The sequence below is a fragment of the Alteromonas sp. ABD4_190 genome (genome assembly GCF_056160105.1).
Genome location: NZ_JBSWWN010000001.1, coordinates 4001266 through 4025098, shown reverse-complemented (window position 1 = coordinate 4025098; position 23833 = coordinate 4001266). Strand labels below are relative to the sequence as shown.

Sequence of the window (23833 nt, the reverse complement as noted above, 5' to 3'; positions counted from 1 at the left end):
ACAGCCTGCATAGATAATAACTAACTTAGCGAGAGTTAAAATATTCGTAATCGCGGCGTGTTACCGCAGGTATAGTGGTTCTACTTGGTCACATAAACAACAAAAGGCAGCCGAAGCTGCCTTTTAAATGCGAGTAAAACTCGCGAGAATATATGTTAGCTAGAGTGCGCTATATACGCTTAAATATCAATGAGCCGTTCGTACCGCCAAACCCGAATGAGTTACACAGTGCGTAGTCTTCACTGAATGCTTTCGCTTTGTGTGCAACAAAGTCTAAGTCGCAGCCTTCACCTGGTTCATCCAAATTAATGGTTGGCGGCGCCATTTTGTCACGCAGTGCCAAAATAGTGAAAATTGCCTCAACCGAACCGGCCGCACCCAGTAAGTGACCTGTCATTGACTTGGTAGAGCTAACAAGTAATTTGTGAGCATGATCGTTAAATACACGTTTTACCGCAGCCACTTCTGCAATGTCACCGGCAGGCGTAGACGTACCGTGAGCGTTAACATAGCCAATTTCGCTTGCATCCATCTTCGCGTCGTTTATTGCGTTTTGCATAGATGCGGCCGCGCCTTCACCATCTTCAGGTGGAGATGTCATGTGGTACGCGTCGCCACTCATACCAAAACCAACTAGCTCAGCATAGATAGTAGCACCACGTGCCTTAGCTGCTTCGTATTCTTCCAGCATTACCACGCCAGCACCCTCACCCATAACAAAACCATCGCGGTCCTTATCCCATGGGCGGCTTGCTGCTTGTGGGTTGTCGTTGCGAGATGACAACGCACGAGCTGCGGCAAAGCCTGCCATACCTAGCGGAGTAATAGACGCTTCTGCGCCTCCGGCCAGCATGGCATCAGCATCGCCATAAGCAATAGTTCTTGCGGCAATACCAATGTTATGAACCCCTGTTGTACAAGCAGTCACAACGTTTAAATTCGGTCCTTTCAACCCTTCCATGATAGACAAAAAGCCTGAAATCATGTTGGTAATGGTTGAAGGTACAAAGAATGGCGATACGCGCTTAGGTCCACTATTTGTCAGTTTTAAATGGTTTTGTTCAATTTGTTCTAAACCACCAATACCTGAACCAATGGCTACACCTACGCGATGCGCATTATCTTGTGAAACAGTTAAACCAGAATCGACCAAAGCTTGCTTGCCTGCTGCAATACCCAATTGGATAAAGCGGTCCATTTTCTTGGTTTCTTTCTTTTCAATGTATTCCTGCGGATCAAAATCGTTAATTTGACCTGCGAAACGGGTTGAATAGTTACTACAATCGAAATGGGTGATTTCACCAATGCCGCTTTCGCCCGCGAGCAGTTTGCGCCATGTGTCTTCGCTATTAAGACCTAATGGTGAAAGCATTCCAAGACCAGTAACCACTACGCGACGTTTTGTCACAAAAAGCCCTCGCTTTGGAACTAAGGTAGGAGATACAAAAACGGCTCTGTAAGAAGAGCCGCTTTGTCGCTACTTAAGACTTAAGCGTCTTTGTTAGCGTTGATGTAGTCAATTGCAGACTGAACAGTAGTAATTTTTTCTGCTTCTTCGTCAGGAATTTCAGTGTCGAATTCTTCTTCCAAAGCCATTACTAGCTCAACAGTGTCAAGTGAATCAGCGCCTAAATCGTCAACGAATGAAGCTTCTGCTTTTACTTCTTCTTCTTTCACGCCAAGTTGTTCAACGATGATTTTCTTAACGCGTTCTTCAATGTTACTCATAATTCTAGGTTTCCCTTAAACGTCACTAGATAATAAAAGTGCCGCTAGTTTATTTTGCAAGGTGCATCCTTGCAAGCACCAGTTTAAACAAATTTTCTGGTCAAACCAGCGACATTCGAAATTCGTAAAATACTATTTTTACATCCAAGTTCGGGTAAATACCACCCCAAACTAAGGAAAATTCGCAAATTTTGCGAATTTACCCCATATACATACCACCATTTACATGGATAGTTTCGCCTGTAATATAGGCTGCACCATCGCTTACTAAAAAGGCAACAGTGGCTGCAATTTCATCAGGCGCACCTAAACGGTTAGCCGGAATATCTTTGAAAATGGCTTCTTTTTGGTCATCGGTTAGCGCTTTTGTCATATCGGTATCGATAAAACCAGGCGCCACAACGTTGATGGTGATACCGCGAGAAGCTACTTCACGAGCCATTGATTTAGAAAAACCAATAACCCCTGCTTTCGCTGCAGCATAGTTCGCCTGACCAGCGTTACCCGCACTACCCACTACAGAACCGATATTTACAATGCGACCACAACGCTTCTTCATCATACCGCGAAGTACCGCTTTTGACAGTGTGAAAATTGAAGTTAAGTTGGTGTCGATAATGTCCTGCCACTCGTCATCTTTCATGCGCATTAGCAGATTATCACGTGTGATACCTGCATTATTGACCAATATATCGATGCTACCAAAAGCTTCGTTAATTGCTTTTAATGTTGTATCTACACTTTCTTTGTCGGTGACATTAAGCGCAAAACCCTTGCCGCCGAATTCAGAAAGATAATCGCTGATCGCTTGCGCACCATTTTCACTGGTTGCCGTTCCGATAACTGTAGCACCTTGCTGAGCAAGCTGCGTGGCAATTGCCTTGCCTATACCTCGGCTTGCGCCGGTAACAAGCGCAACTTTACCGTCTAATTGACTCATTGCGTTTCCTTATTGTTTTAAAGCTTCAACACCATCAGGTGTATTAACTGCAAGAGACGCTAGGCTCTTATCAATACGTTTATTCAATCCGGTAAGTACTTTACCTGGACCTACTTCAATAACACGCTCAACACCCGCTGCCGCCAAATATTCAACAGTACGAGTCCATTGAACAGGGCAATAAAGCTGTCTCACTAACGCGTTTTTGATTGCATCACCTTGGGTTTCAATAGTGACATCAACATTATTCACAATATTGATTGCAGGCTCATTAACGTTCAATGACGTTAACGCGTCTTCTAACTTATCTGCTGCAGGACGCATTAACTCACAGTGTGAAGGAACGCTTACCGCAAGAGGAAGTGCGCGCTTTGCGCCCGCTTCTTTACATGCATTAGCGGCTTGCTCTGCTGCATTCTTTTCCCCTGCAATAACCACTTGGCCTGGAGAGTTAAAGTTTACCGGCGCAACCACATCGCCCGTAGCGATAGCGGTTTGCTGGCAGATATCAGCAATGGCAGCGTCGTCTAATCCGATAATGGCATACATGGCACCCGCACCTGCTGGTACAACTTCTTGCATGTATTTGCCGCGGGCTTCCACAAGTTTGATAGCATCAGCAAAATCCATGGCGCCGCCACATACTAATGCTGAGTACTCACCAAGGCTGTGGCCCGCTAGGTAATCTACGTCGATGCCCTGTTCGCGGATAACACGCCAAATTGCTACGCTAGCAGCAAGGAGCGCTGGCTGAGTGATATGGGTTTCGTTAAGTTTACCGTCTGCATCGTTTTGGACTAAATCCCACAGGTCGTATCCAAGTGCGTCAGAGGCTTCTTTAAACGTTGCTTCGATAATAGGAGAAGTCTCAGCAAGTTCCTTTAACATGCCCACACTTTGAGAACCTTGTCCTGGAAATACACAGGCTGTCTTTGTCATGTCGATTCCTTATTATTTTTAGTTTACTAGAAACGAGAATACGTCGAAGTTAAAATTCATCATCGCGTTAGGCTAATAGCGTACAAGCGCCGATGCCCAAGCAAATCCGCCTCCGAATGCTTCTAGTAATAAATGCTGTCCGCGTTGTATGCGTCCATCTCTGATAGCGGTATCAAGCGCTGTTGGCACGGTAGCAGCAGAGGTATTGCCATACTGTTCTAACGTAAGCACAACTTGGTCAAGAGACATATTTAGCTTTTTAGCTGTCGCTTTAATAATTCTAAAGTTTGCTTGGTGAGGCACTAACCAGTCAAGATCAGATTTTTGCATACCGTTCGCAGCAAGGGTTTGTTCAACCACTTCTGAAAGCTTGGTTACCGCAACTTTGAATACTTCGTTGCCGCGCATCACACCCCAATTTTCGTGAACTGACTGCTCATCACCACGGGTTGGATTGCCTACGTATAACAAGTCGCCGTATGAACCTGCTGCATGAATATGTGTAGATAAAATACCAGGTTCATCACTGGCTTCTATAATAGTCGCGCCTGCAGCATCTCCAAACAGAATAACCATGGTTCTGTCTTCTGGGTCTATCAAACGGCTTAGGCAGTCGGTTCCGATTACAAGAATGCGTTTAGCCATTCCCGATTTAATGTACTGATCGGCCACACTCAATGCATAACAATAGCCTGCACACGCAGCAGCCACGTCAAATGCCGGAATGCCGTCTAAATCAAGAATACGTTGAATTTCACATGCTGTGCTTGGAAGCGCATAGCGACCACTTGTGGTAGCGCACACAATCATGTCGATAGATTTTGGGTCGATGCCCGCCATTTCTATGGCTTTTTTACTGGCTTCTGCACCCATGGTAGCAGCGGTTTCATCTGCTCCAATAATACGTCGCTCTTTTATCCCGGTACGGTCAGTGATCCATTCGTCACTGGTGTCCACCATTTGCTCTAAATCTGCGTTTGTACGCACGTCGCTGGGATAATAGCTACCTGTTCCTATAAAGCGTGAATATTTGCTCAAAGCTGCTCCAACAATACCGTTTCTATCTTAGTCTTTATCTTCTCAGGTAAATGCATTTTTGCTTCTTTCATTGCTTGCACGATGGCGTAATAAAAGGCATCTTTTTGTGCATTTCCATGACTCTTGATAACAATGCCGCGCAATCCTATCAGACTCGCACCGTTATACTGGTCGGGGTTCACGCTGTTATAGATAGATTTCAGTAATGGGAAGGCAATTTTTGCCAATAACCGGGTATAAAAGTTCTTCTGTGACTGGCGTTTTACTTCGTTTATCACTAACTTAGCCAGCCCTTCGCTCGATTTAAGCGCTACATTTCCGGTAAAGCCGTCTGTTACCACTACATCGGCATGATCGGTGAAAATGTCGTCACCTTCCACATAACCAATATAGTTTATGCCTGGCGCATCTTTAAAAAGCTGATCGGCAGATTTTACCTGTGCGTTACCTTTAATATCTTCTTCGCCCACGTTCAATAAGGCAACCCGTGGCGATGCTATGCCCGCCACCTCTTGCGCAAGCACTGAACCCATAACACCGTATTGGAAAAGTATTTCAGGCGTGCAGTTTACGTTAGCGCCTAAATCTAAAAGAAAAACATTATGGTGCCCTGTTGTCGGCATCATATTAATAAGCGCGGGCCTATCAATGCCTGACAAGGTTTTGAGTAAGTAGAAAGACAAGGTAAGTAGTGCACCGGTATTACCTGCACTTACGCACGCGTCTGCTTCACCGCTCTCAACGAGTTCGATAACGCGACGCATAGAAGAGTCTTTTTTATTTCGTAGCGCTGATGTAGGCGCTTCGCCCATTTCAACCACTTGTGAGCAATGCTTTATGGTAACGCGGTTGCGCTCAACATTGGTAAGGGGTTGCAAGCTCGAATTGATAATTTTTTCGTCACCGCACAATGTGAAATGCACATCGGGATGAAGTTGGATAGCCTTTACGGCTGCGGAAAGGATAACAGGGGGACCATGATCGCCCCCCATGATATCTAACGCGATGGTTAGTTTAGACAAAATGTAGTCGCCGTATTACGCGCCGATTACTTTCTTGCCTTTATAATAACCGTCAGCGGTCACGTGGTGACGACGGTGAGTTTCGCCCGACGTTGAATCGACAGACAAAGTCGCGCCTGTCAATGCATCGTGTGAGCGACGCATACCGCGCTTAGAACGCGTTTTACGATTTTGTTGTACTGCCATAACTTACTCCTGGTCTCGCTTAAGTTCTTTCAAAACCGCGAAAGGGTTTTGTCGCTCTTGTTCCGGTTCAATCTTTCCAAACGACATATCGTCCTGCTTCACTGTACACTCCGACTCTGCATGAAGGGGTACAATTGGCAATGATAACAGTAGCTCGTCTTCAAAAATCTGAAGCAGATTAACTTCTCCGTGGTCGTTGACCTCTACCGGTTCGTAAGCCTCGGGAATGATGTCATCGCTTTCCTGTTCTTCTCCCTGCACTGGAGTAAAACAGAATTCCGCTTCCACGGGATAATCGAGTTCACCATTACACCTTTGACAGATAAGTGTTACCTGCGTGGCTAAGTGGCCGTGAAAGACAGTAAGACCCTGCGCGTCTTTTTCGAACTGTACTTCTGCGTCCACATAGTCATTGCATCGGACAACTGCTTCACTCAATCGTTCCATATCTTTAGACGCAATCACGCCCCGGTAATCGGAACGTTTCATGGCACTTTTAGTCGGTTCAACCGAATGAGGGAGTTTCACTTTCTGCATAGGGCGCGCATGATATAGGGTCAACCCCTTCCTGTCAAAGCAAAATTGCGTTTTAACCTATAATAAAACACTGTATGTTGTGCGCAGTGATAAAGTAAGATTGTACTACTAACTCAAACTATGCAACATATTGATTTTATAAAAGGAGTATTTGTGCCCTCCCTTGTTCTCGCCTCATCATCGCAATACCGAAAAATGTTGCTCGCCAACATTGGTATTCAGGTAGACACCCACGCACCAGATATTGACGAAACGCCCTTTGCGAACGAAAGCCCTACTGCATTGAGTTTGCGTTTGGCCGAACAAAAGGCGCACAAGGTTGCCGCTGAATTAGAAAAAGTAAATAACGACACCATTATCATAGGAAGTGATCAAGTAGCTTTGGTACAAACCGACACAGGGCCTCAGTTACTTGGCAAACCGGGTACGTCTGAAAATGCAGTAAAGCAACTAATCGCGTGCCAAGGTAAACAAGTGGCATTTTATACCGCACTTTGCCTTCACCAACCTAGTACCAATAAAACGGTAACTCAGGTAGATGAAACCCGAGTTTTCTTTCGTCAAAACAGCGAAGCTGCCATTCGCGCCTACGTAGAAAAAGAAAAGCCGCTAGATTGCGCCGGCAGTTTTAAAAGCGAAGGGTTAGGTGTACTGCTGTTTGACAAAATAGAGAGCCGCGACCCTAACAGTCTAATAGGCCTTCCTATAATGCTGCTAAATGAACTACTGGGCGCCCACTTCAATGTGGATTTATTAGCAATGGCAGCGCAGTAAGCCACTAATTCTGTCAGAGCAGTTGTATCAAGGCAGTTCTAATAAAAACAGCGCTATTTAAATAACGCTGTCTCTAGTTCACTTACAGAGTGTACAAGTGCCACAGGTGACAACGCTTCTAAATGAACCTGCGCATGAACACCGTAAGACACCCCTATTCTATCCATACCGATAGTTTTCGCCATTTGCATGTCGTAGGTTGTGTCGCCAATCATCACGGCATCTTTTATTTCATAGCCGAGCTCTTCGAGAATCTGCAACAGCATATCCGGCGATGGTTTTGATTCTGCCTCGTCAGCAGTGCGCGACGTACTGAAAAAAACGCCCGTTTCTGTTTGTAACCAAGCTCGGTCAAGTCCGCGGCGTGCTTTGCCTGTCGCCACGGCTAATGTACATCCCGCTTTTTTTAAAGTATTCAGTAACTGCTCAACGCCATCAAACAACGGACACGGCGTTGTATCACGGGTAACAAACGCATCTTTATATGCTGCGACTAAACGTTCAGCTAACGCATCATCTTCAATTTTAAAAAGCTGCTTTATGGCGGGCTTTAAACTTATGCCAATAATGTGGCCTACTTCGTCATAGGTAGGAATTGGCATTTCACACTGTTTTGCCGCTAGCTGCATGCAGCTAACAATTTTTGCCGCCGAATCCATGAGCGTGCCATCCCAGTCAAAGATAACAAGTTTGTACTTAGGCAGCTTTTCATTTAATGAAGTGAAAGGCTGTGCTGCCACAGCCTGATTCTTTGAGTGCATAAATTACAGAGCTTTTAGTGTATTTGAGAGTGTATTGTCTAAGGGTGCAGTAAAGGTCACTCGCTCTTCAGTCGCTGGGTGCAGCAGTGAAATACTGCGAGCGTGAAGGAACAGTCTGTTCAGCCCTTTTTGGCGCATTGATGCATCAAAATCCGCATCACCGTACTTAGGGTCGCAAGCAATAGGATGACCGGCGTGCAAACAGTGAACACGAATTTGGTGAGTTCTACCTGTGATAGGCGATGCCTCAACTAAGGTTGCACCTGCGTATTCCTCTAATATGCGATAGCGAGTTTCTGACGGTTTACCATCGTCGCTTACGCTTACCATGCGCTCACCCGATTGCAGCACATTTTTACGAAGCGGCGCTTTAACTTTAAATCGGGTTTTAGGCCACTCACCTGCAACTAGCGCATTATATCGCTTGTCCATTTTACCGGTGCGAAGCTGCTCATGCATGTGGCGAAGGGCAGAACGCTTCTTGGCTATCAAAATACAGCCTGATGTGTCACGGTCTAGTCGATGTACCAATTCCATAAATTTGGCATCGGGACGCAAGGCTCTTAAGCCTTCGATTAAACCAAAGCTTAAACCACTGCCACCATGAACTGCCATTCCAGAGGGCTTGTTTATAACAAGTATGCGATCGTCTTCGAATAGAATGTGCGACTCAAGCGCTGCAATTTTATCGAGTTTAGGCGATGGCGCCGGTGCGCCTTCCGACACACGAACGGGTGGAATTCTGACTAAATCGTCGGCTTGTAGTTTGTATTCAGGTTTCACACGGCCTTTGTTCACTCGCACTTCACCTTTGCGTAAAATGCGATAGATCATACTTTTAGGCACGCCTTTTAACTGCGTACGCAAAAAGTTATCGATTCGTTGACCAGCCAAGTCGGCTTCAACCGTTACAAAACGTACTTTTTTGGGGGCTTCTTCTTTCATGCGCAGAGTATACCTCATTGGTATTTCTCTGGGCTAATTGAAAGTGATAAATAATTGAAAAAAGCATTTATCGACGCAATTTTAACCAAAGGCAATTTTTTGCTACTCGTCTGCGCTCAGTACACAGCCTACTTATTGAGATATACACAATTTATTCACTTGCTTTCCTTGCTAAATTTGCAGTTTTGGTGCGATAATTAACGACGTTTTTTGAACGGTAATATTCACAATTTAGTTTTTGATAGTAAGTGGTAAAAAAACGCCCTTTCAGAAACGTGAAACTCAGCGTTATAAAAACAACAAACGAGAACGAGATAGCAATCTATAAAGAACGACGATGCTACTCACACTTGTAAAACGAAAAAGTATGGCGTTCGCGTTGGTAGCATCCGCAATGAAAAAATATTTTTCAGACCAACCAAGCTAGAGAGGCAACGACTACACTGCCGTGATAAAGCAACCGCCATTGCTTGCGAACATAAAATAAGTTTGCCGTTAACTAACAGAATTAAATGACTAGCGAGCATATAAAAATGCTCGTAAAAAAGAATACAGTAATAAGGGCTAGTCGCTCCCGACATCCTTAAAGCAGTGTGGCCATTGCAATTCGCTTGCGATTTTGTCTGAAAATAAGACACAAGTGAAAACAGTTAAAATTAAGCGCTAAAAACGGTGCTAACATGGCCAACCACCAGGGATAATGCGACGCAACAACAAGGTCCCCGTCCAGCCGTGAGGTTGCGCGGTGAGGGTTTGCACATGTCACTTTAATTTTGTGTCTTAACGGCTGTACTAAAACAGAGTTAGATACAATGAAAAGAATGTTAATTAATGCAACTCAGCAAGAAGAGTTGCGCGTTGCCCTTGTTGATGGGCAACGGTTGTACGATTTAGATATTGAAAGCCCAGGGCACGAACAGAAAAAAGCGAATATTTACAAAGGTAAAATTACCCGCGTTGAACCAAGCTTAGAAGCCGCTTTTGTCGACTACGGCGCAGAGCGTCACGGTTTCCTCCCTCTAAAAGAAATTGCCCGCACTTATTTCCCTAAAGGTTACAAATTCGAAGGCCGTCCAAATATCAAAGATGTGATTAAGGAAGGCCAAGAAGTTATTATTCAAATCGACAAAGAAGAGCGTGGCCAAAAAGGCGCGGCTTTAACTACGTTCCTATCGCTTGCAGGTAGCTATTTGGTGCTAATGCCGAATAACCCACGCGCTGGCGGCATCTCTCGTCGTATTGAAGGCGACGAACGTACTGAGCTTAAAGAATCACTAAGCAAATTAGATCTTCCTGAAGGTATGGGCCTAATTGTGCGTACTGCCGGTGTAGGTAAGTCGTACGAAGAATTAGAGTGGGATTTAAAAGTTCTGCTTAAACACTGGGAAGCGATTTCAGAGGTATCTGAAGAGCGCGAAGCTCCTTTCTTAATTCACCAAGAAAGTAACGTTATCGTGCGTGCTATTCGTGACTATCTACGTCGCGATATCGGCGAAATCCTTATCGATAAAACCAGCATTTACGAGCAAGCGCTGCAGCACATCCAGCTAGTGCGCCCTGACTTTGCGAATCGTGTAAAGCTTTATCGAGGTGAAGTACCATTATTTAGCCATTACCAAATCGAAAGCCAAATTGAGTCTGCGTTCCAACGCGAAGTGCGTTTACCGTCTGGCGGCTCAATTGTTATCGACCCTACTGAAGCACTAACCTCTATTGATATCAACTCTGCCCGCGCAACCAAGGGTGGTGATATTGAAGAGACTGCACTTAATACTAACTTAGAAGCGGCAGACGAGATTGCTCGTCAGTTACGTCTTCGCGATTTAGGTGGTTTGGTAGTTATTGACTTCATCGACATGACGCCAGTACGTCACCAACGTGAAGTTGAAAACCGCATGAAAGACGCGGTAAGAAGCGACAGAGCACGAGTACAATTGGGTCGCATTTCTCGCTTTGGTCTTTTGGAAATGTCTCGCCAGCGTTTACGCCCTTCTCTAGGTGAATCAGCGCACCACGTGTGTCCACGATGCTCTGGTCACGGCACTATTCGCGGAACCGAATCTTTAGCACTGTCTATTCTTCGTATTTTGGAAGAAGAAAGCATCAAAGAAAACACAGGGCAAATTGAAGCACAGTTGCCTGTTCCAGTTGCGACCTATCTACTTAACGAAAAGCGTAAGTCAATTCAGCTTCTTGAAAAGCGTCACGGCGTAGATTTACTACTTATTCCTAATGCAAACTTGGATACACCTCATTACCAGGTGTTGCGTCGACGTCCAGACGACGTTGTATCTGAAGCGAGCTACGACGTAGAGCTAATGCCTGCAGTAGAAGCTGAAACAGAAACGACGACCGCTGCACCCGTCAAACGCGAAGAACCAGCACTTAAAGGGCTTGTTGCGCCTACGGCTGCTCCTGTTGTGGCGCCGAAAGAAGAGCCGGCAAAGAAAGCTGACGATGTGCCTTCACTGTTTGCACGCTTTGGCAAATGGATCAGCGACTTATTTGGTAGCGAAAGCGAAGAAGAGACCAATAAAGACAAGAAAGCACAGTCTGGTAACCAAAATAGAAACAACCGCAGTCGCAATAATGATGACCGCCGTCGTAAGCCGCGCAATAAAAACAATCGCCGTGGCAGCCAGTCTAAAGGGCGAGACCAAGACAAAGATCAAAACCGCGATAGTGACCAGAAAGATAATCGCAAACCGCGCGGCGATCAACGAAAAGACCAGCGTCAAGAACAACGGTCAGACCAAGACGATAAGCGTAATAACAAAGGCCGTAAGCCGCGTAAAGCGCAACAGCATCGCGATGAACAGCAAAAGCCTAAGCACGAAAAGCAAGATGGCGAGCAGCAAGAAAACCAAGCGCAGAAGAAGCGTGAAGTGGCTGAGCGCAGAAAACGTCGTGACAAGCGCCGTAGCGTTCGTGTGAAGAAAGATGATGCCGTAAATACTGCAGAACAAAATGACGCTCAAACAGCCCCTGCGCCGAAAGAAGCACAGGTACAGCAGAAGCCTAAAGCTGATGCAAAACCTAAGTCGTCTAAAGTAGAGAAAGCACAGGCGCCAGCTGAAAGTAATGTTGAGTCTAAGCAGAACGCTAATAAACCAGCGCCGCAAGCGGAACAGCAAGTAGCTGAAAAATCTGTAGACGCAAAGCCAGTAGCGGCTCAATCGGATGCGGCTAAGGTTGATAGTCAAACTTCAGTAGCTAATGACGCTGTTGAAGCGACTACTGATGCGAGCAGTGAAGCCAATAGTGAAGAACAAGGTCAAAAACGTGAAGGCCGTGGCCGTTCACGCCGCTCTCCTCGTCACGTTCGTGCCGCAGGTCAACGTCGTAAGAAAGAGTCGCAGCAAGTTGACGATACAGACACGCAAGCTAAACAGCCTGGTGAACTGTCACCACAGCAGCCAGAAGCAGAAGTTGAAGCAACAGCTAAGACAGATGCGCCTGTTGTTGAAGAAACGCAAGCACAGGAGCCTGGTCAACTAGCGCCAGCAGACGAACAGCCTGTTTCTAACCAAGGCCAGCAAGAAATAGCCAAGCTTGATGTTGAAGCCGTTCAGGACGAACTTCAGTTTGATGCAGAGCCTTCAGCGGGTAATGAAGCTTCAGCTGAAAATAAACCTTCAGAAGATAAGCCTTCTACGACTGTAGAAACTGCAGCAGAAGATAACGCTACCACTGAAGCTGAGCAGTTCAAAGCAACTCAAAACACTGAACAATCAAGTGAATCTGAAGAATCCGTGTCGGAAGCAGACGCTGAATCTTCAGTTGAGACTGCTGATACTGACAGTTCAAGCGCAGCGCCAGAAGCTAAAGATGAATCAGCATCCCCAGAACAAGTTGAAATTAACTTGGCAGATGCGCCATCAGAGCCTGAAGCGAAAGCATCTGAGGCGCCGGCCAAAGAGCAACGTACTGTAAGGGCAGCTTCAGCTGTAAATAGTCTAGCTGCTAGCGGTAAAGGTAAGCGTGGTGCATCTCACCCTATGGCGTTGCCAGCGCAAGTGAACGATACCTTTGTTGATGTGGCGCTTACTGCAAAAGCTGACGATACACGACCTGCACTAGCAGTATCGGGTAAAACTGCGGCCATGTCGTACGCCAACTCGAGAGCATCAGCAACTACAACACTTCCTCAATCAGTAAGTGACGTTGCTGAAGCGCCAGCAGTGGCTGAATAAATCTCAGTTGCTAGTGGTTGACTAGCCCATGAATAAAAGCCGCTTTCGAGCGGCTTTTTTGTTTGTTAGTGTACTTTTGAAATCTAGTTCGAATTGAGAATGAAATGTCAGACACGGTAGACCAGCAATATATAGATTGGTTAAGCCAAGTGTGTAATGCAAGAGTATTAAATACGCAACTAATCCAGCCTCTTTGGAGTGGCTACGGTGCCTGCTTTCGTGCCACACTAAGCTATTCTAGTGACGACACCGCAAAAGCCAGTAAAAATGTTAGCGCTACTTGTAGAGATGAAATCCAGCACGTACAAGATAGCTCAACTACCCAACACAAAGCCAACAACCAACCAGTTACTAAGGCTGTAGTAAAATGCGCCACACCGCCAAACACCCTTTCACACCCCAAAGGTTGGAACGGCAAGGCAAGCCATAACCGAAAGTGCCAATCTTTTGCGGTAGAGAACTGTTTTTATAGCCTTGTTCAAAAGCAAACTGATGCCTGCTTTCCAACAGCTAAATACATAGCTCACAGCCAGCAGGGCGAAGCCTCCCTTCTGGTTATGGAAGATTTAGCGCACGCTGGCTACTCACGTACAGCCTCTTCACTTACCCCAGCGCGATGCGAAACCGTTCTCAAATGGTTAGCTCACTTTCACGCGCGCTTTCTTAATGTAAGAAGTGAATTTGAAAACCGAAATATACAGCTGTGGAGCGAGGGCACTTATTGGCACTTAGCTACACGTGAAGATGAGTTTCAAGCCATGCCAGAGGGTCTGTTAAAACAAAACGCCCTGGCCATTTCTAGAACTTTAGATAGTGCTAACTATCAAACGTTAGTACATGGCGATGCTAAAGTGGCTAACTTCTGTTTTACTGAAGATTTTTCCGCCTGTGCCGCCGTCGACTTTCAGTATGTCGGTTTTGGTGTCGGCATAAAAGATGTGGCTTACTTTTTGGGAAGCGCATTACCCACTGAAACCCATATAGCCCATCGGGACGCTTTACTTAATACGTATTTCCTTGCACTAGAAGGCGCACTACAAGCTCGCTCGTCAAACCATGATACCCCTTTTTATTTCAAAAACAGTGATATTGAGCACGTCATTGCCGAATGGAAAAAGCTGTACCCTTTTGCCTGCGCTGACTTTTATCGGTTTTTATCTGGTTGGAGCTCCGAGCACTGGAAAATAGATACTGAGCTTAAGTACCAAACTAATATCGCCTTAGCCGCCTTAAAGTAAAAAGATTAAAGCACAGCCCTGAATACAAAATCACGTAAGTACTAAACCCGCAATGCTCGTAAGAATTCACACGGCTGCTCGCCTTTAAAACCAAATAAAACTGCACCATTACATAAAATTTAGCGTATATAGTGGCAAACAAATACAATGTCGTTGCCATGTACAAACGCAAACTTTATCTTTTTGGGTTGTTATCTACATTTATCTTGTTAATAGCGTTGGCCAGTGCTGCTGTCTCGGCACATTTAACCCGTACTAATCTAACCCAAGCGCAGCTTGCTCAATCACTTTTGTCAGAACACCAACAGTTATCAAGCATTTCCTACCGACTTTTCAAACAGCTAACCGATGAGCTTATTTTTGGAAAGAATGCGAACCAAGCGAAAGTACGCAATAAGCAACAACAAATAGAAAACTCGTTGAACCGTATAAAATCTCTGGAACTTGCCCAACGCGAAGATCTAGGGCTTGAGGCAACGCTAGGAAGTGTTGAAGATACTGATGAACTTGAAGCGCTTATTCAAGGCATTGTGGAAGAGTTTAGAGCTATTGCGCTAAGTAACGACAGCACCCCACTTAATCAACAGCAGCGCCTTCAAACATTACTAGAAGTAACTATCGACAACCAATTTAGGGAGGCCATCAACTCTGCGGTAAATCGCCAGACAGGTGTGGTATCGCGTATTAATGCTAGCATTGAAACACTTAACACCAGCATTGTATGGTTTACGATTAGTTTGGGTCTTATCACCTGCCCCTTCATTTTGCTGGGTTGCTACTGGCTATTCAATGCCCTTTATCAACCCCTTACAGTCATCCGCACCGGTACAGACGCCATTGCTTCAGGAAATTACCAATATCGGTTGCCTGAAACGCTAGACAGCGAATTCACTGACTTGGTCAAAGCACTTAACTCTATGATTGCGCGTTTACAAGAACACGAAGATCAGGCTGACGCCCATCGCAAGCACCTAGAATTTGAAGTGGAGAGCCGCACTCGTGCGCTAAAAGAGGCGAATGACAAGCTAACCAAGCAAGATGCCAAGCGCCGACAATTTATGGCCGATGTTAGCCACGAATTGCGCACACCGCTAACCATTATTCGCGGCGAAGCACAGGTCACTCTTAGGCAAGCTGCAGCTAGCAATGAAATATACAAAGAGACGCTAGAAACCATTCTCGAGCAGGCCGTCAACTTAAGTAAATTAGTCGATGATTTACTGCTACTCGCACGGGCCGAGATGCACGAATTCACGGTGGATTTGGTTAAATCGGACTTACACAGCCTGCTTACTCAAAACATGCCATCGTGGCAAAAACTTACAAAGCCCAGAAAACTAGATATTAAATGGCTTGCTAAAGAAAAAGCGCAAGTGCTTATAGACAGTGACAGAATTTCGCAGGCACTGACCATTCTTATTGAAAACGCACACAAATACTCCTATCCAGATACGCCCATTTCGCTGCGTGGTGAAAGCGAAGACCAGAATATCAATGTATCAGTCATTGATAGCGGTGAAGGCATTTCTTCAAGTGATTTGCAGCACGTGTTTGAACGCTTTGTTAGGTTAAAACGCAAAGGCAATGGAATGGGGTTAGGTTTGTCTATCGCAAAAGCCATAGCAGAAGCGCACCACGGCGCACTAACTGCCCACTCTACGCTAGGCAAAGGCTCTCAGTTCACGTTGACACTGCCTGTGATAGAAGAACAAGCGATTCATTCAGATAATATTCAACAATAAATAATTAAGGTCATACTAACAATGAAGATTCTTATTGCTGATGACGAAGCCCCCTTACTACGCTTTTTATCGCGAGGCTTGAGTGCGGAAGGCTTTGAGTGTGTCGAAGAGTCGGCATTGCACAACTTAGTTACGCGCATTCGACACGAGTCCCCAGACATTATCGTACTCGATCGCATGTTTGGCGACGAAGATAGCGTAGAGCTGTTGCCCGCCATTAAATCTCTCCCTCATGCTCCTATGGTTTTGCTACTTACAGCAGTAGATGAGGTACGGGAGCGCGTGAATGGTTTAAAACAAGGCGCAGACGATTATCTATGTAAGCCTTTTGACTTTGACGAACTGCTAGCGCGTATAACGGCCTTAAGCCGAAGAGTGACCAACACGCCTGTTACTCAATCAGGCTTAACCGTCGGACCGTTAAACATCGATGATGAATCTCGCATTGCGACACTGTCAGGAGAAGAAATTACACTCACTAAACTAGAATACGACATGCTCTATTATTTTGCGGAAAATACTGAAAAAGTCCTTTCTCGAGAACGTATATTAAGTCGAGTATGGAGAAGCCACAGCGACCCACTTACCAATGTTGTTGATGTATACATTAGTAGGCTGCGTCAAAAGCTCCAAAGCTGTGATTTATTATTTATTGAAACCTTGCGCGGAAATGGATATCGATTAACCACTAGAAAATAGCCATTTCGTCTCATTAGCTATTGCATTCATATATTATCCCATCTAACTTGAACACTCGTTCAAAATTTATAAAGGATAATTATGGCTCTCTTACCTTCTTCACTACTCTTAAGGCTATGTTGCGCAACCGCTGTAGGCATTAGTCTATTATCATCACCTGTTTTCGCTCAGACAGACGCCAGAGATGCAGCGCAGCCTGATAAGAACACGGCAATGTCTGCACGCGAATTGCGAGCACCAAAGGTTATCTTTTTCGATGTTAATGAGACCTTGCTCGACCTCACCGCCATGCGCAGTTCGGTGGGTGAAGCATTAGGAGGTCGAGATGATTTGTTACCGCTTTGGTTCTCTACCATGCTGCATCATTCGCTGGTCGACTCAACCACTGGTCGCTTCCATACCTTTGGAGAGATTGGCGTTGCCTCACTATTGATGGTCGCTGAAATTGAAGGTATTGAATTAACTAAAGAGCAGGCTAAAACGGCAATCGTTACGCCTTTGCGAAGCCTTCCTCCACACCCAGACGTACGTGATGGCTTGCAGGCGTTAAAAGACAAGGGCTATAAACTGGTAAGCCTTACCAATTCCTCTAATAAAGGCGTGTATACCCAGTTTAAAAATGCAGACCTACTGTCTTACTTCGATGAGCGACTTAGCGTTGAAGATATTAATTTGTACAAGCCAGATACACGCACTTATGAGTGGGCGATTGAAAAAATGGGCATAGCAGCAGAAGACGCTATGTTAGTTGCGGCTCACGGTTGGGATATTGCTGGGGCTAAACAGGCTGGCTGGCAAGCTGCGTTTATCGCTCGACCGGGCAAAGTGCTCTACCCTTTGGCTCTATCGCCTGACACTGTAGTGAGCGGACTAGATGAGCTGGTATCCCGTTTACCGGATGCAAAATAAGCGTTCGGGTCGATGGTATCAAGGTGTACACAAAAGCACAGCTTATCGGTTAGCACGCATAAGGGACTTGGCTTAATGCTCAGGCTAAACGCCTGAGCCAAAGCTAAAGCTTATGCCAACCGATTTTTCGAGCTAGGCACTGGGCTACGCTTGTGCCGTCCCTAGTCTCTTCATATCTATATGAGGGATGCCATCTTCCAAGTACATGGTCGATGTGGCTTCAAAACCAAAACTCTCATAAAAGCGTTTTAAATACTCTTGCGCACCAATTTCAATATCACACCCAGGCCACAGCGACTCACAGTGTTTGATGGCTTCGCACATGAGGGCTTTTCCCGCTCCTTTCCCCCGAAAAGCTTCACTGGTCGCCACACGGCCTATGCTTACCGATGGGTAACTGACGCCTTCACCAAGTAATCGTGCACACGCCACAAGATTATTATTTTCAAAACCCATTAGGTGATGGGTTTGTGGGTGGCGGTCTTTCTCATCAAGTTCCGGATAGGGGCAGTTTTGTTCAACAACAAAAACATTGACTCGCAGCTTAAGCAAGTCGAAGAGTTGGTGATTCGTAAGTTCATTAAATGTAAGTGATTGCCAAGAAACCATGTTGTCCCAATGAGTTTTTATTATTAACGTTTAAGTAGCGCGCTATTACTGGTGCTGTAAAAACCTAAAAGTAAAAGGCTACAACTCGTTACCTACTTGCGAGTGTAACGCATAGCGTTTTACTCACAAAGCTCAAGCTCTTACTTTACCTTAAGAATATAACGGTCGTAGCACCTTTCCTGTAAAGACTGGCGACTGGAAATAAGCGTTTAATTGATGAACCCTATAATTTAGTCGGCGTATTTATTTGGAACACAATTTAAAAATAGTTAAGGTGCTTTGCTACTAGGTATTATATACATGAGCAAACACCCGCGCGGGCACAGGGGCAAAATATGAGTGATAAGCGCAACATCAAAACTTACGACAAGCCCGCTGGCGGATGGGGTGCGCTAAAAAGCGTGACTAAAAATTGGATCCAAAGTGAGAAGCCGCTTAAAAATTTACGGGCGATGCTTAAAACCAATCAGGATAAGGGTTTTGACTGCCCGGGCTGTGCTTGGGGTGAGTCACCTGAAAGCGGATTAGTGAAGTTTTGTGAAAACGGTGCTAAAGCGGTGAATTGGGAGTCTACGGGCCGCTATGTCGACCCAGCGTTTTTTTCAAACCATTCAGTAAGTTTGCTAAAGAAGCACACTGACTATTGGTTAGAATCACAAGGTAGACTCACACACCCAATGCGCTTCAATGCTCAAACTGATCATTATGAACCTATATCATGGGACGATGCCTTTGCACTTATCGCTAAACATTTAAATGCTCTGAGCTCACCACATCAAGCCGAATTTTATACCTCTGGACGGGCAAGTAACGAAGCCGCTTACCTATATCAACTCTTTGTACGCGCGTTTGGTACTAACAACTTTCCCGATTGCTCGAATATGTGTCATGAAGCCTCGGGACAAGGTATGAAGCCCACCATTGGTGTAGGTAAGGGCACGGTTACGTTCAACGATTTTGAAAAAGCGGATACTATATTTGTTATCGGGCAAAACCCGGGCACTAACCACCCTCGCATGCTAGAGCCGCTGCGCGACGCTGTTCGCAGAGGTGCACAAGTTGTATGTTTAAATCCGCTAAAAGAGCGCGGGTTAGAAAAGTTCCAGCATCCTCAGCACCCTATCGAGATGCTGACCAATGGTTCAACTCCCACAAATACCGCCTATTTTAGGCCTGCCCTTGGTGGTGACATGGCGGTTATGCGCGGCATCGCTAAATGGCTTTTGACCTGGGAATATGAAGCTAAAGCGAACAATGCTGCGCCCGTATTCGACCACGACTTTATCAATGCACATACCAACGGCATGGATGATTATCTGAGAACCGTTGAAGCGACGAGCTGGGAGCATATTGAAGCACAAAGCGGTTTATCAAAAGACGACATCCGTCACGCGGCCACCATGTACAAACGTGGAGAACGGGTAATTATGTGCTGGGCTATGGGAATTACACAGCACAAGCACTCTGTTGCTACGGTCCAGGAAATAGTGAACGTCCAGCTATTACGAGGAAACGTCGGCAAGCCTGGCGCAGGACTATCGCCTGTTAGAGGCCATAGTAATGTACAGGGTGATAGAACGGTGGGTATTAACGAAGCGCCGCCTAAAGCGCTGCTCGATGCGTTAGAAAGCAAGTTTAACTTCGCAGTCCCCCGAGAACAGGGTCACAATACCATTCAAGCTATTCAAGCTATGGAGCGCGGCGAGGCTAAAGTTTTTATAGGCTTGGGCGGCAATTTTGCGCAGGCAACACCGGATACACCGCGTACACACGCTGCATTATCAAAATGTGATTTAACGGTACATATCGCTACCAAACTAAACCGTTCTCACCTGACTACAGGTAGAGACGCGCTTATTTTACCTTGCTTGGGACGTACTGAAATTGACATGCAGTCTAGAGGACAACAAGGCGTGACCGTAGAAGATACGTTTTCAATGGTCCATATTTCTTATGGTCAGCTTCCGCCAAGCTCGCCGGAACTTCGTTCTGAACCCGCCATCATTGCCGGTATTGCAAAAGCGACACTGGGCAACACACCAGTAGACTGGGATGAGCTAATTAGCGATTACGATAACATTCGTGAACTGATTGCAGATACCATAGACGGCTTTAAAGACTTTAATACCAAACTTGCGCAGCCCGGCGGCTTCCATCTAGGCAACGCAGCTAGCGAAAGGCACTGGTTAACACCTTCAGGCAAGGCCGAATTTGCTGCTAACGATCTGCCAGATTCACTGTTAAATGCCGACCTAGTTGCTCAAGGTGAAAAGCCTGACCTTATTTTGCAAACGCTGCGTTCTCACGATCAGTACAACACAACTATCTATGGTATGGATGACCGCTACAGAAACGTGTTTGGCGCGCGGGACGTACTGTTTATTAATGAAAGTGATATTAAGATACTGGGTTTTAAAGATGGCGATAAGGTCGACATTACCTCGTTGTGGAACGACGGCAAAACACGCCAAGTTAAACAGTTTATGTTGGTGGCTTACGACATACCGCAAGGTCAAGCCGCAGCATATTACCCCGAAACCAATCCGTTAGTACCACTAGAAAGCTACGGTGATGGCACGTTCACACCAACATCGAAATTTATCGCGATCAAACTTTCAAAGTCAGAGTCGGATGGACGAATAGCTGTTTCTTCAGTCTGAGCTTATCCAATTTGGCCCCGGTTACGGGGCTATTTAATAGCTCTTTAGCCTTACGCCTTTCTAAAGTTGTGGTGAATAAGCCCTTGGTGGATCGTATTTAGGCACGTGGATAAGGGTAACACCATAGCGGTTAGCCCACTTAACTGATAATGCCGTTGGTGCTGAAAGGGTTACAAGTAAAGGTAATTTTGCTCTTATCGCTTTTTGTACTAGTTCTACGCTACAGCGACTGGTTAGCACTACAAGGCAATCCTTCTGATAAAGTTTATTAGCCGCAATGGCACCAATTAACTTATCAAAAGCGTTATGCCTTCCTATATCTTCACGACACGCCAGTACATTGCGCTTCGCATCAATATAAAGCGCGCCGTGTACTGCACCGCTCTGCTGGGCTATCGCTTGAGCGTTACTTATAAGGCTACGCAAGCCTTCAAACCAGCTCACATCGGGTAAAGGCGATACATCAATAGACGTTAATCGTGGCAAGGCGTTGTCTAATGCCTCAACACCGCATAGTCCACAGCCCGATGCTCCTGCCAATTGCCGTTTATTTTCCTTAAGCTTCCAAAACGCCTGATTGGCAATTTCAACTTCAGCATTGATATGCTCTTTGTGGTGCGTCAGTTCAATACCGTAAAGCTGGCGGGGATGTTCGATAATGTCGCTACTCAAACTGAAGCCCATAATAAAATCTTCAATGTCGTCAGGGGTTATCAGCATTACGGCATAATTAATACCGTTGTAACTAATGCTTAAAGCGACTTCTTCAGCAAGAGCAAACTTTTGAGTATAGGGTGCAGCACCTAAAACCAATGCGTGTTGTTCAATGTTACTTTTCATTAGGCCAATCACCGGGAGAATTCACGTTCAGCCACTGTGCGTCATCTACACTGGTCATACCTTCGAGACGCTTTTTGTTATTCCCTACATCTTTAAAAGCTGTGCTTTTAAGATCAGTTTCTTTAAGAGAAACAGCGCTAATAGTTTCTAAAAATCCGACAACGCGTCTTTTTCTTTGCTCAACCAAATAGCGGGTTAAAATGGCGTTGGTGTTCCTCGCAACAGGTAAATAAAAAGGTAAAAAGCGGTTTTCAACATAACATGCCTGTTGTGTTTCTCGCCCTCGCGAAACTAACATACTTAAAAGCTCTGGCGTCATCTGTGGCATATCAACAGGGAGAACAAGTAGTTCACAATGATTGCCATTGTGAATCTCAGATTTAGAGAGTACATTTAGTGCAGCATGAATTCCGCTAAGCGGACCGGCATCCTCAATTTTATCATTCAAAAAACCTGGCACGTTACGGCTAACTATCACTTCATCGCACTTCGCTTCCTGTAAAAGTAACGAAGCATTGTCAACGAGGGTTCGACCCTGATAACGCATAAGCGCTTTATCTTGCCCCATTCTGCGCGATTTGCCACCTGCAAGGACTAAACCGATGAGCGTCGTTTTCACTTTACCCACTACATAAATCTCCAATGCTTAAAATCTTCTCATTAACTTTTTAAAAACTCAAAGTATTGTTTGGCAATGGAAGAACTGAGCTCGCCTTTCCTCATGCAGACCTGAGCGATATAGAGGTGTATCGAATTACATAATTTGGCCACTTTACTGCAGTGTTGTGTTTCTCCTAATCTAAGCAGAAACCAGAGTTGGAAAATATCCAGAAATCTATACCTTCATCACAATAAGTAGGTTTTATCGTGATTCTACCAATGGAGTACAGAACTTGTAAGTACACTGAACGCATGATTTTAAGCACTAGCACGTCCATGTGGCTAAAATCACATCGGAGACAATGCTTTTAAGCGATATGTACCGGTTTTTTTTGGCGTCGACTAACAACAAGTCCAATGGAAAATACGAACAGCCATACTGTTGCGGCTTCATCAACTGCATGAGTAACAGTAGTCAAATAACCAATATCAGCAAACGACGCTACAGTGGTATCGCTTAACGTAATTGGATAGGGCCCTAAATAGCCGGTCATTAAGTCCGATGAGCCACCAGGCCAAGGCTCGTCCCAATGACTATTGGCAGTACCATCTCCACCGCCGAGTTCTACTGGAATAAATTCAGTATCTTCCACAAATTCTTGACGGTATATTTCTAATGCATATTCCCCCGTATATCGTCCCGAATTCATGACATAATTAGACTGGCTCCCCGATCTAATAAAGTCGGTGGTCCATAAGATTCCAAATCCGATAGCGTGAGCCATCTCGTGTACAATAACATCGAAAAGTGTGCCGTCATTTTCTATGATATTTAGATCTGCCGTATCGAACTGCATGCGGCCTCTATTTGCATAAACAAACGCACTATCGGAAAATTGTATGATACTTGTTGGGCCAGCGCTGGCTATTATGGTTCCAACCCCATCAATCGACGTTCCACTAGCGTCTATAACAATAGTATGATTGAACGCGCTTTGAACACCTATCAAATAGGATTCCCAAAATGCTACCGCACCATCAAATGCACTGGATTGAGAAGGCGTAAGGCCACCAAGATTATTAATAGAGATATTGAATAGCCCTGCATGTGAAGGCAATGAAATACATAATGATACTGCGACACCTAAAACCAGCTTCGGTAAACCTTTCATGGCTTCCCTCCAGAATTGAGAAACAGCATGCTATGCTAATAATTATTGACAGCGTTACTTATGTGCTTTAATAACTATAGACTAGAAATTCGAGGTGCAATGCTTTTTTAACAATTTATGCGAAGCGGCATAGATAAGAACGTTTAAAATAAGAACCCTATAAAATATTCATTTTAAAACATGTATTTAGAGAATCCTTAGTATTAATAATGATTTTAATCTCACTTACTATGAATACATTTAACTAAAATTTGGCTATTGGAAATAGGTATCTGAAACGCGGATTACTTTAGATAAAAAC

At 45.1% G+C, this 23833-nt stretch carries 21 protein-coding genes; 7 read left to right on the top strand and 14 right to left on the bottom strand.

What is annotated here, in order from left to right; genetic code table 11:
* Positions 1 to 169 precede the first annotated feature (169 nt).
* The 8 genes from fabF to yceD all read right to left on the bottom strand — a co-directional run bounded on the left by fabF (position 170) and on the right by yceD (position 6390).
* On the bottom strand, positions 170 to 1408 hold the full coding sequence (gene fabF / locus ACXAFM_RS17540; protein ID WP_474831263.1) for a beta-ketoacyl-ACP synthase II: 1239 nt from the start codon (positions 1406 to 1408) through the stop codon (positions 170 to 172).
* 80 nt (positions 1409 to 1488) lie between these two features.
* Complete coding sequence (gene acpP, locus ACXAFM_RS17535) at positions 1489 to 1728, bottom strand: acyl carrier protein (RefSeq protein ID WP_012518211.1); 240 nt, start codon at positions 1726 to 1728, stop codon at positions 1489 to 1491.
* A gap of 199 nt (positions 1729 to 1927) precedes the next feature.
* Positions 1928 to 2668 (bottom strand): 3-oxoacyl-ACP reductase FabG, encoded by a 741-nt coding sequence (fabG, locus tag ACXAFM_RS17530; protein WP_423077873.1) that lies wholly within the window; start codon positions 2666 to 2668, stop codon positions 1928 to 1930.
* A gap of 9 nt (positions 2669 to 2677) precedes the next feature.
* Positions 2678 to 3607, bottom strand: a complete 930-nt coding sequence (gene fabD / locus ACXAFM_RS17525; RefSeq protein ID WP_474835532.1) for an ACP S-malonyltransferase — start codon at positions 3605 to 3607, stop codon at positions 2678 to 2680.
* A 72-nt stretch (positions 3608 to 3679) separates the two neighbouring features.
* The gene (locus ACXAFM_RS17520; RefSeq protein ID WP_071814538.1) at positions 3680 to 4645 is read right to left on the bottom strand and encodes a beta-ketoacyl-ACP synthase III; all 966 of its coding nucleotides are present in this window, start codon (positions 4643 to 4645) and stop codon (positions 3680 to 3682) included.
* Complete coding sequence (gene plsX / locus ACXAFM_RS17515; protein ID WP_269916416.1) at positions 4642 to 5667, bottom strand: phosphate acyltransferase PlsX; 1026 nt, start codon at positions 5665 to 5667, stop codon at positions 4642 to 4644. Before plsX ends, ACXAFM_RS17520 begins: the two co-directional genes overlap by 4 nt.
* 15 nt (positions 5668 to 5682) lie before the next feature.
* Positions 5683 to 5853, bottom strand: a complete 171-nt coding sequence (rpmF, locus tag ACXAFM_RS17510; protein WP_012518206.1) for a 50S ribosomal protein L32 — start codon at positions 5851 to 5853, stop codon at positions 5683 to 5685.
* Positions 5854 to 5856: 3 nt separating this feature from the next.
* On the bottom strand, positions 5857 to 6390 hold the full coding sequence (gene yceD, locus ACXAFM_RS17505; RefSeq protein WP_014976324.1) for a 23S rRNA accumulation protein YceD: 534 nt from the start codon (positions 6388 to 6390) through the stop codon (positions 5857 to 5859).
* 153 nt (positions 6391 to 6543) lie between these two features.
* Here yceD and ACXAFM_RS17500 point away from each other — a divergent pair, with 153 nt between their 5' ends.
* Positions 6544 to 7164: a Maf family protein gene (locus ACXAFM_RS17500; RefSeq protein WP_474835531.1), complete on the top strand. Its 621-nt coding sequence runs from the start codon at positions 6544 to 6546 to the stop codon at positions 7162 to 7164.
* Positions 7165 to 7217: 53 nt separating this feature from the next.
* Here ACXAFM_RS17500 and ACXAFM_RS17495 read toward each other — a convergent pair whose 3' ends face one another.
* On the bottom strand, positions 7218 to 7925 hold the full coding sequence (locus ACXAFM_RS17495; RefSeq protein ID WP_474835530.1) for an HAD-IA family hydrolase: 708 nt from the start codon (positions 7923 to 7925) through the stop codon (positions 7218 to 7220).
* Between the two features lie 3 nt (positions 7926 to 7928).
* Positions 7929 to 8870 (bottom strand): 23S rRNA pseudouridine(955/2504/2580) synthase RluC, encoded by a 942-nt coding sequence (gene rluC, locus ACXAFM_RS17490; protein ID WP_474835575.1) that lies wholly within the window; start codon positions 8868 to 8870, stop codon positions 7929 to 7931.
* A gap of 812 nt (positions 8871 to 9682) precedes the next feature.
* On the opposite strand from rluC, the gene rne reads away from it, so the two are divergent.
* The 5 genes from rne to ACXAFM_RS17465 all read left to right on the top strand — a co-directional run bounded on the left by rne (position 9683) and on the right by ACXAFM_RS17465 (position 17651).
* Complete coding sequence (gene rne / locus ACXAFM_RS17485; RefSeq protein ID WP_474835529.1) at positions 9683 to 13063, top strand: ribonuclease E; 3381 nt, start codon at positions 9683 to 9685, stop codon at positions 13061 to 13063.
* 104 nt (positions 13064 to 13167) lie between these two features.
* Positions 13168 to 14301 (top strand): phosphotransferase, encoded by a 1134-nt coding sequence (locus ACXAFM_RS17480; RefSeq protein ID WP_474835528.1) that lies wholly within the window; start codon positions 13168 to 13170, stop codon positions 14299 to 14301.
* A 158-nt stretch (positions 14302 to 14459) separates the two neighbouring features.
* Positions 14460 to 16043 carry a sensor histidine kinase gene (locus ACXAFM_RS17475; protein ID WP_474835574.1) on the top strand — a complete coding sequence of 528 codons (1584 nt, stop codon included), beginning with the start codon at positions 14460 to 14462 and terminating at the stop codon, positions 16041 to 16043.
* A gap of 21 nt (positions 16044 to 16064) precedes the next feature.
* Positions 16065 to 16742 carry a response regulator transcription factor gene (locus ACXAFM_RS17470; protein ID WP_474831256.1) on the top strand — a complete coding sequence of 226 codons (678 nt, stop codon included), beginning with the start codon at positions 16065 to 16067 and terminating at the stop codon, positions 16740 to 16742.
* An 81-nt stretch (positions 16743 to 16823) separates the two neighbouring features.
* The gene (locus ACXAFM_RS17465; RefSeq protein WP_474831255.1) at positions 16824 to 17651 is read left to right on the top strand and encodes a haloacid dehalogenase type II; all 828 of its coding nucleotides are present in this window, start codon (positions 16824 to 16826) and stop codon (positions 17649 to 17651) included.
* A 144-nt stretch (positions 17652 to 17795) separates the two neighbouring features.
* Here ACXAFM_RS17465 and ACXAFM_RS17460 read toward each other — a convergent pair whose 3' ends face one another.
* Positions 17796 to 18260 (bottom strand): GNAT family N-acetyltransferase, encoded by a 465-nt coding sequence (locus ACXAFM_RS17460; protein WP_474835527.1) that lies wholly within the window; start codon positions 18258 to 18260, stop codon positions 17796 to 17798.
* Positions 18261 to 18595: 335 nt separating this feature from the next.
* Between ACXAFM_RS17460 and ACXAFM_RS17455 the strand changes: the two genes are divergently transcribed.
* Positions 18596 to 20920 carry an FdhF/YdeP family oxidoreductase gene (locus ACXAFM_RS17455; RefSeq protein WP_474835526.1) on the top strand — a complete coding sequence of 775 codons (2325 nt, stop codon included), beginning with the start codon at positions 18596 to 18598 and terminating at the stop codon, positions 20918 to 20920.
* A 60-nt stretch (positions 20921 to 20980) separates the two neighbouring features.
* On the opposite strand, the gene fdhD is transcribed toward ACXAFM_RS17455, so the two are convergent.
* The 3 genes from fdhD to ACXAFM_RS17440 form a co-directional block, all read right to left on the bottom strand.
* Positions 20981 to 21760, bottom strand: coding sequence for a formate dehydrogenase accessory sulfurtransferase FdhD (fdhD, locus tag ACXAFM_RS17450; RefSeq protein ID WP_474831252.1), 780 nt, complete (start codon positions 21758 to 21760; stop codon positions 20981 to 20983).
* Positions 21750 to 22388 carry a molybdenum cofactor guanylyltransferase gene (locus ACXAFM_RS17445; protein WP_474831251.1) on the bottom strand — a complete coding sequence of 213 codons (639 nt, stop codon included), beginning with the start codon at positions 22386 to 22388 and terminating at the stop codon, positions 21750 to 21752. The genes fdhD and ACXAFM_RS17445 overlap by 11 nt, the downstream gene beginning before the upstream one ends.
* A 340-nt stretch (positions 22389 to 22728) precedes the next feature.
* The gene (locus tag ACXAFM_RS17440) at positions 22729 to 23532 is read right to left on the bottom strand and encodes a leishmanolysin-related zinc metalloendopeptidase (RefSeq protein ID WP_474831250.1); all 804 of its coding nucleotides are present in this window, start codon (positions 23530 to 23532) and stop codon (positions 22729 to 22731) included.
* Between the last annotated feature and the right edge of the window lie 301 nt (positions 23533 to 23833).

Excerpts from the sequence above, each read along its gene's own strand:
- acpP (WP_012518211.1), bottom strand. The coding sequence starts at position 1,728 with ATGAGTAACATTGAAGAACGCGTTAAGAAAATCATCGTTGAACAACTT.
- fabG (WP_423077873.1), bottom strand. The coding sequence starts at position 2,668 with ATGAGTCAATTAGACGGTAAAGTTGCGCTTGTTACCGGCGCAAGCCGA.
- fabD (WP_474835532.1), bottom strand. The coding sequence starts at position 3,607 with ATGACAAAGACAGCCTGTGTATTTCCAGGACAAGGTTCTCAAAGTGTG.
- rpmF (WP_012518206.1), bottom strand. The coding sequence starts at position 5,853 with ATGGCAGTACAACAAAATCGTAAAACGCGTTCTAAGCGCGGTATGCGT.
- yceD (WP_014976324.1), bottom strand. The coding sequence starts at position 6,390 with ATGCAGAAAGTGAAACTCCCTCATTCGGTTGAACCGACTAAAAGTGCC.
- ACXAFM_RS17495 (WP_474835530.1), bottom strand. The coding sequence starts at position 7,925 with ATGCACTCAAAGAATCAGGCTGTGGCAGCACAGCCTTTCACTTCATTA.
- rluC (WP_474835575.1), bottom strand. The coding sequence starts at position 8,870 with ATGAAAGAAGAAGCCCCCAAAAAAGTACGTTTTGTAACGGTTGAAGCC.
- rne (WP_474835529.1), top strand. The coding sequence starts at position 9,683 with ATGAAAAGAATGTTAATTAATGCAACTCAGCAAGAAGAGTTGCGCGTT.
- ACXAFM_RS17480 (WP_474835528.1), top strand. The coding sequence starts at position 13,168 with ATGTCAGACACGGTAGACCAGCAATATATAGATTGGTTAAGCCAAGTG.
- ACXAFM_RS17475 (WP_474835574.1), top strand. The coding sequence starts at position 14,460 with ATGTACAAACGCAAACTTTATCTTTTTGGGTTGTTATCTACATTTATC.
- ACXAFM_RS17470 (WP_474831256.1), top strand. The coding sequence starts at position 16,065 with ATGAAGATTCTTATTGCTGATGACGAAGCCCCCTTACTACGCTTTTTA.
- ACXAFM_RS17465 (WP_474831255.1), top strand. The coding sequence starts at position 16,824 with ATGGCTCTCTTACCTTCTTCACTACTCTTAAGGCTATGTTGCGCAACC.
- ACXAFM_RS17460 (WP_474835527.1), bottom strand. The coding sequence starts at position 18,260 with ATGGTTTCTTGGCAATCACTTACATTTAATGAACTTACGAATCACCAA.
- ACXAFM_RS17455 (WP_474835526.1), top strand. The coding sequence starts at position 18,596 with ATGAGTGATAAGCGCAACATCAAAACTTACGACAAGCCCGCTGGCGGA.
- fdhD (WP_474831252.1), bottom strand. The coding sequence starts at position 21,760 with ATGAAAAGTAACATTGAACAACACGCATTGGTTTTAGGTGCTGCACCC.
- ACXAFM_RS17440 (WP_474831250.1), bottom strand. The coding sequence starts at position 23,532 with ATGAAAGGTTTACCGAAGCTGGTTTTAGGTGTCGCAGTATCATTATGT.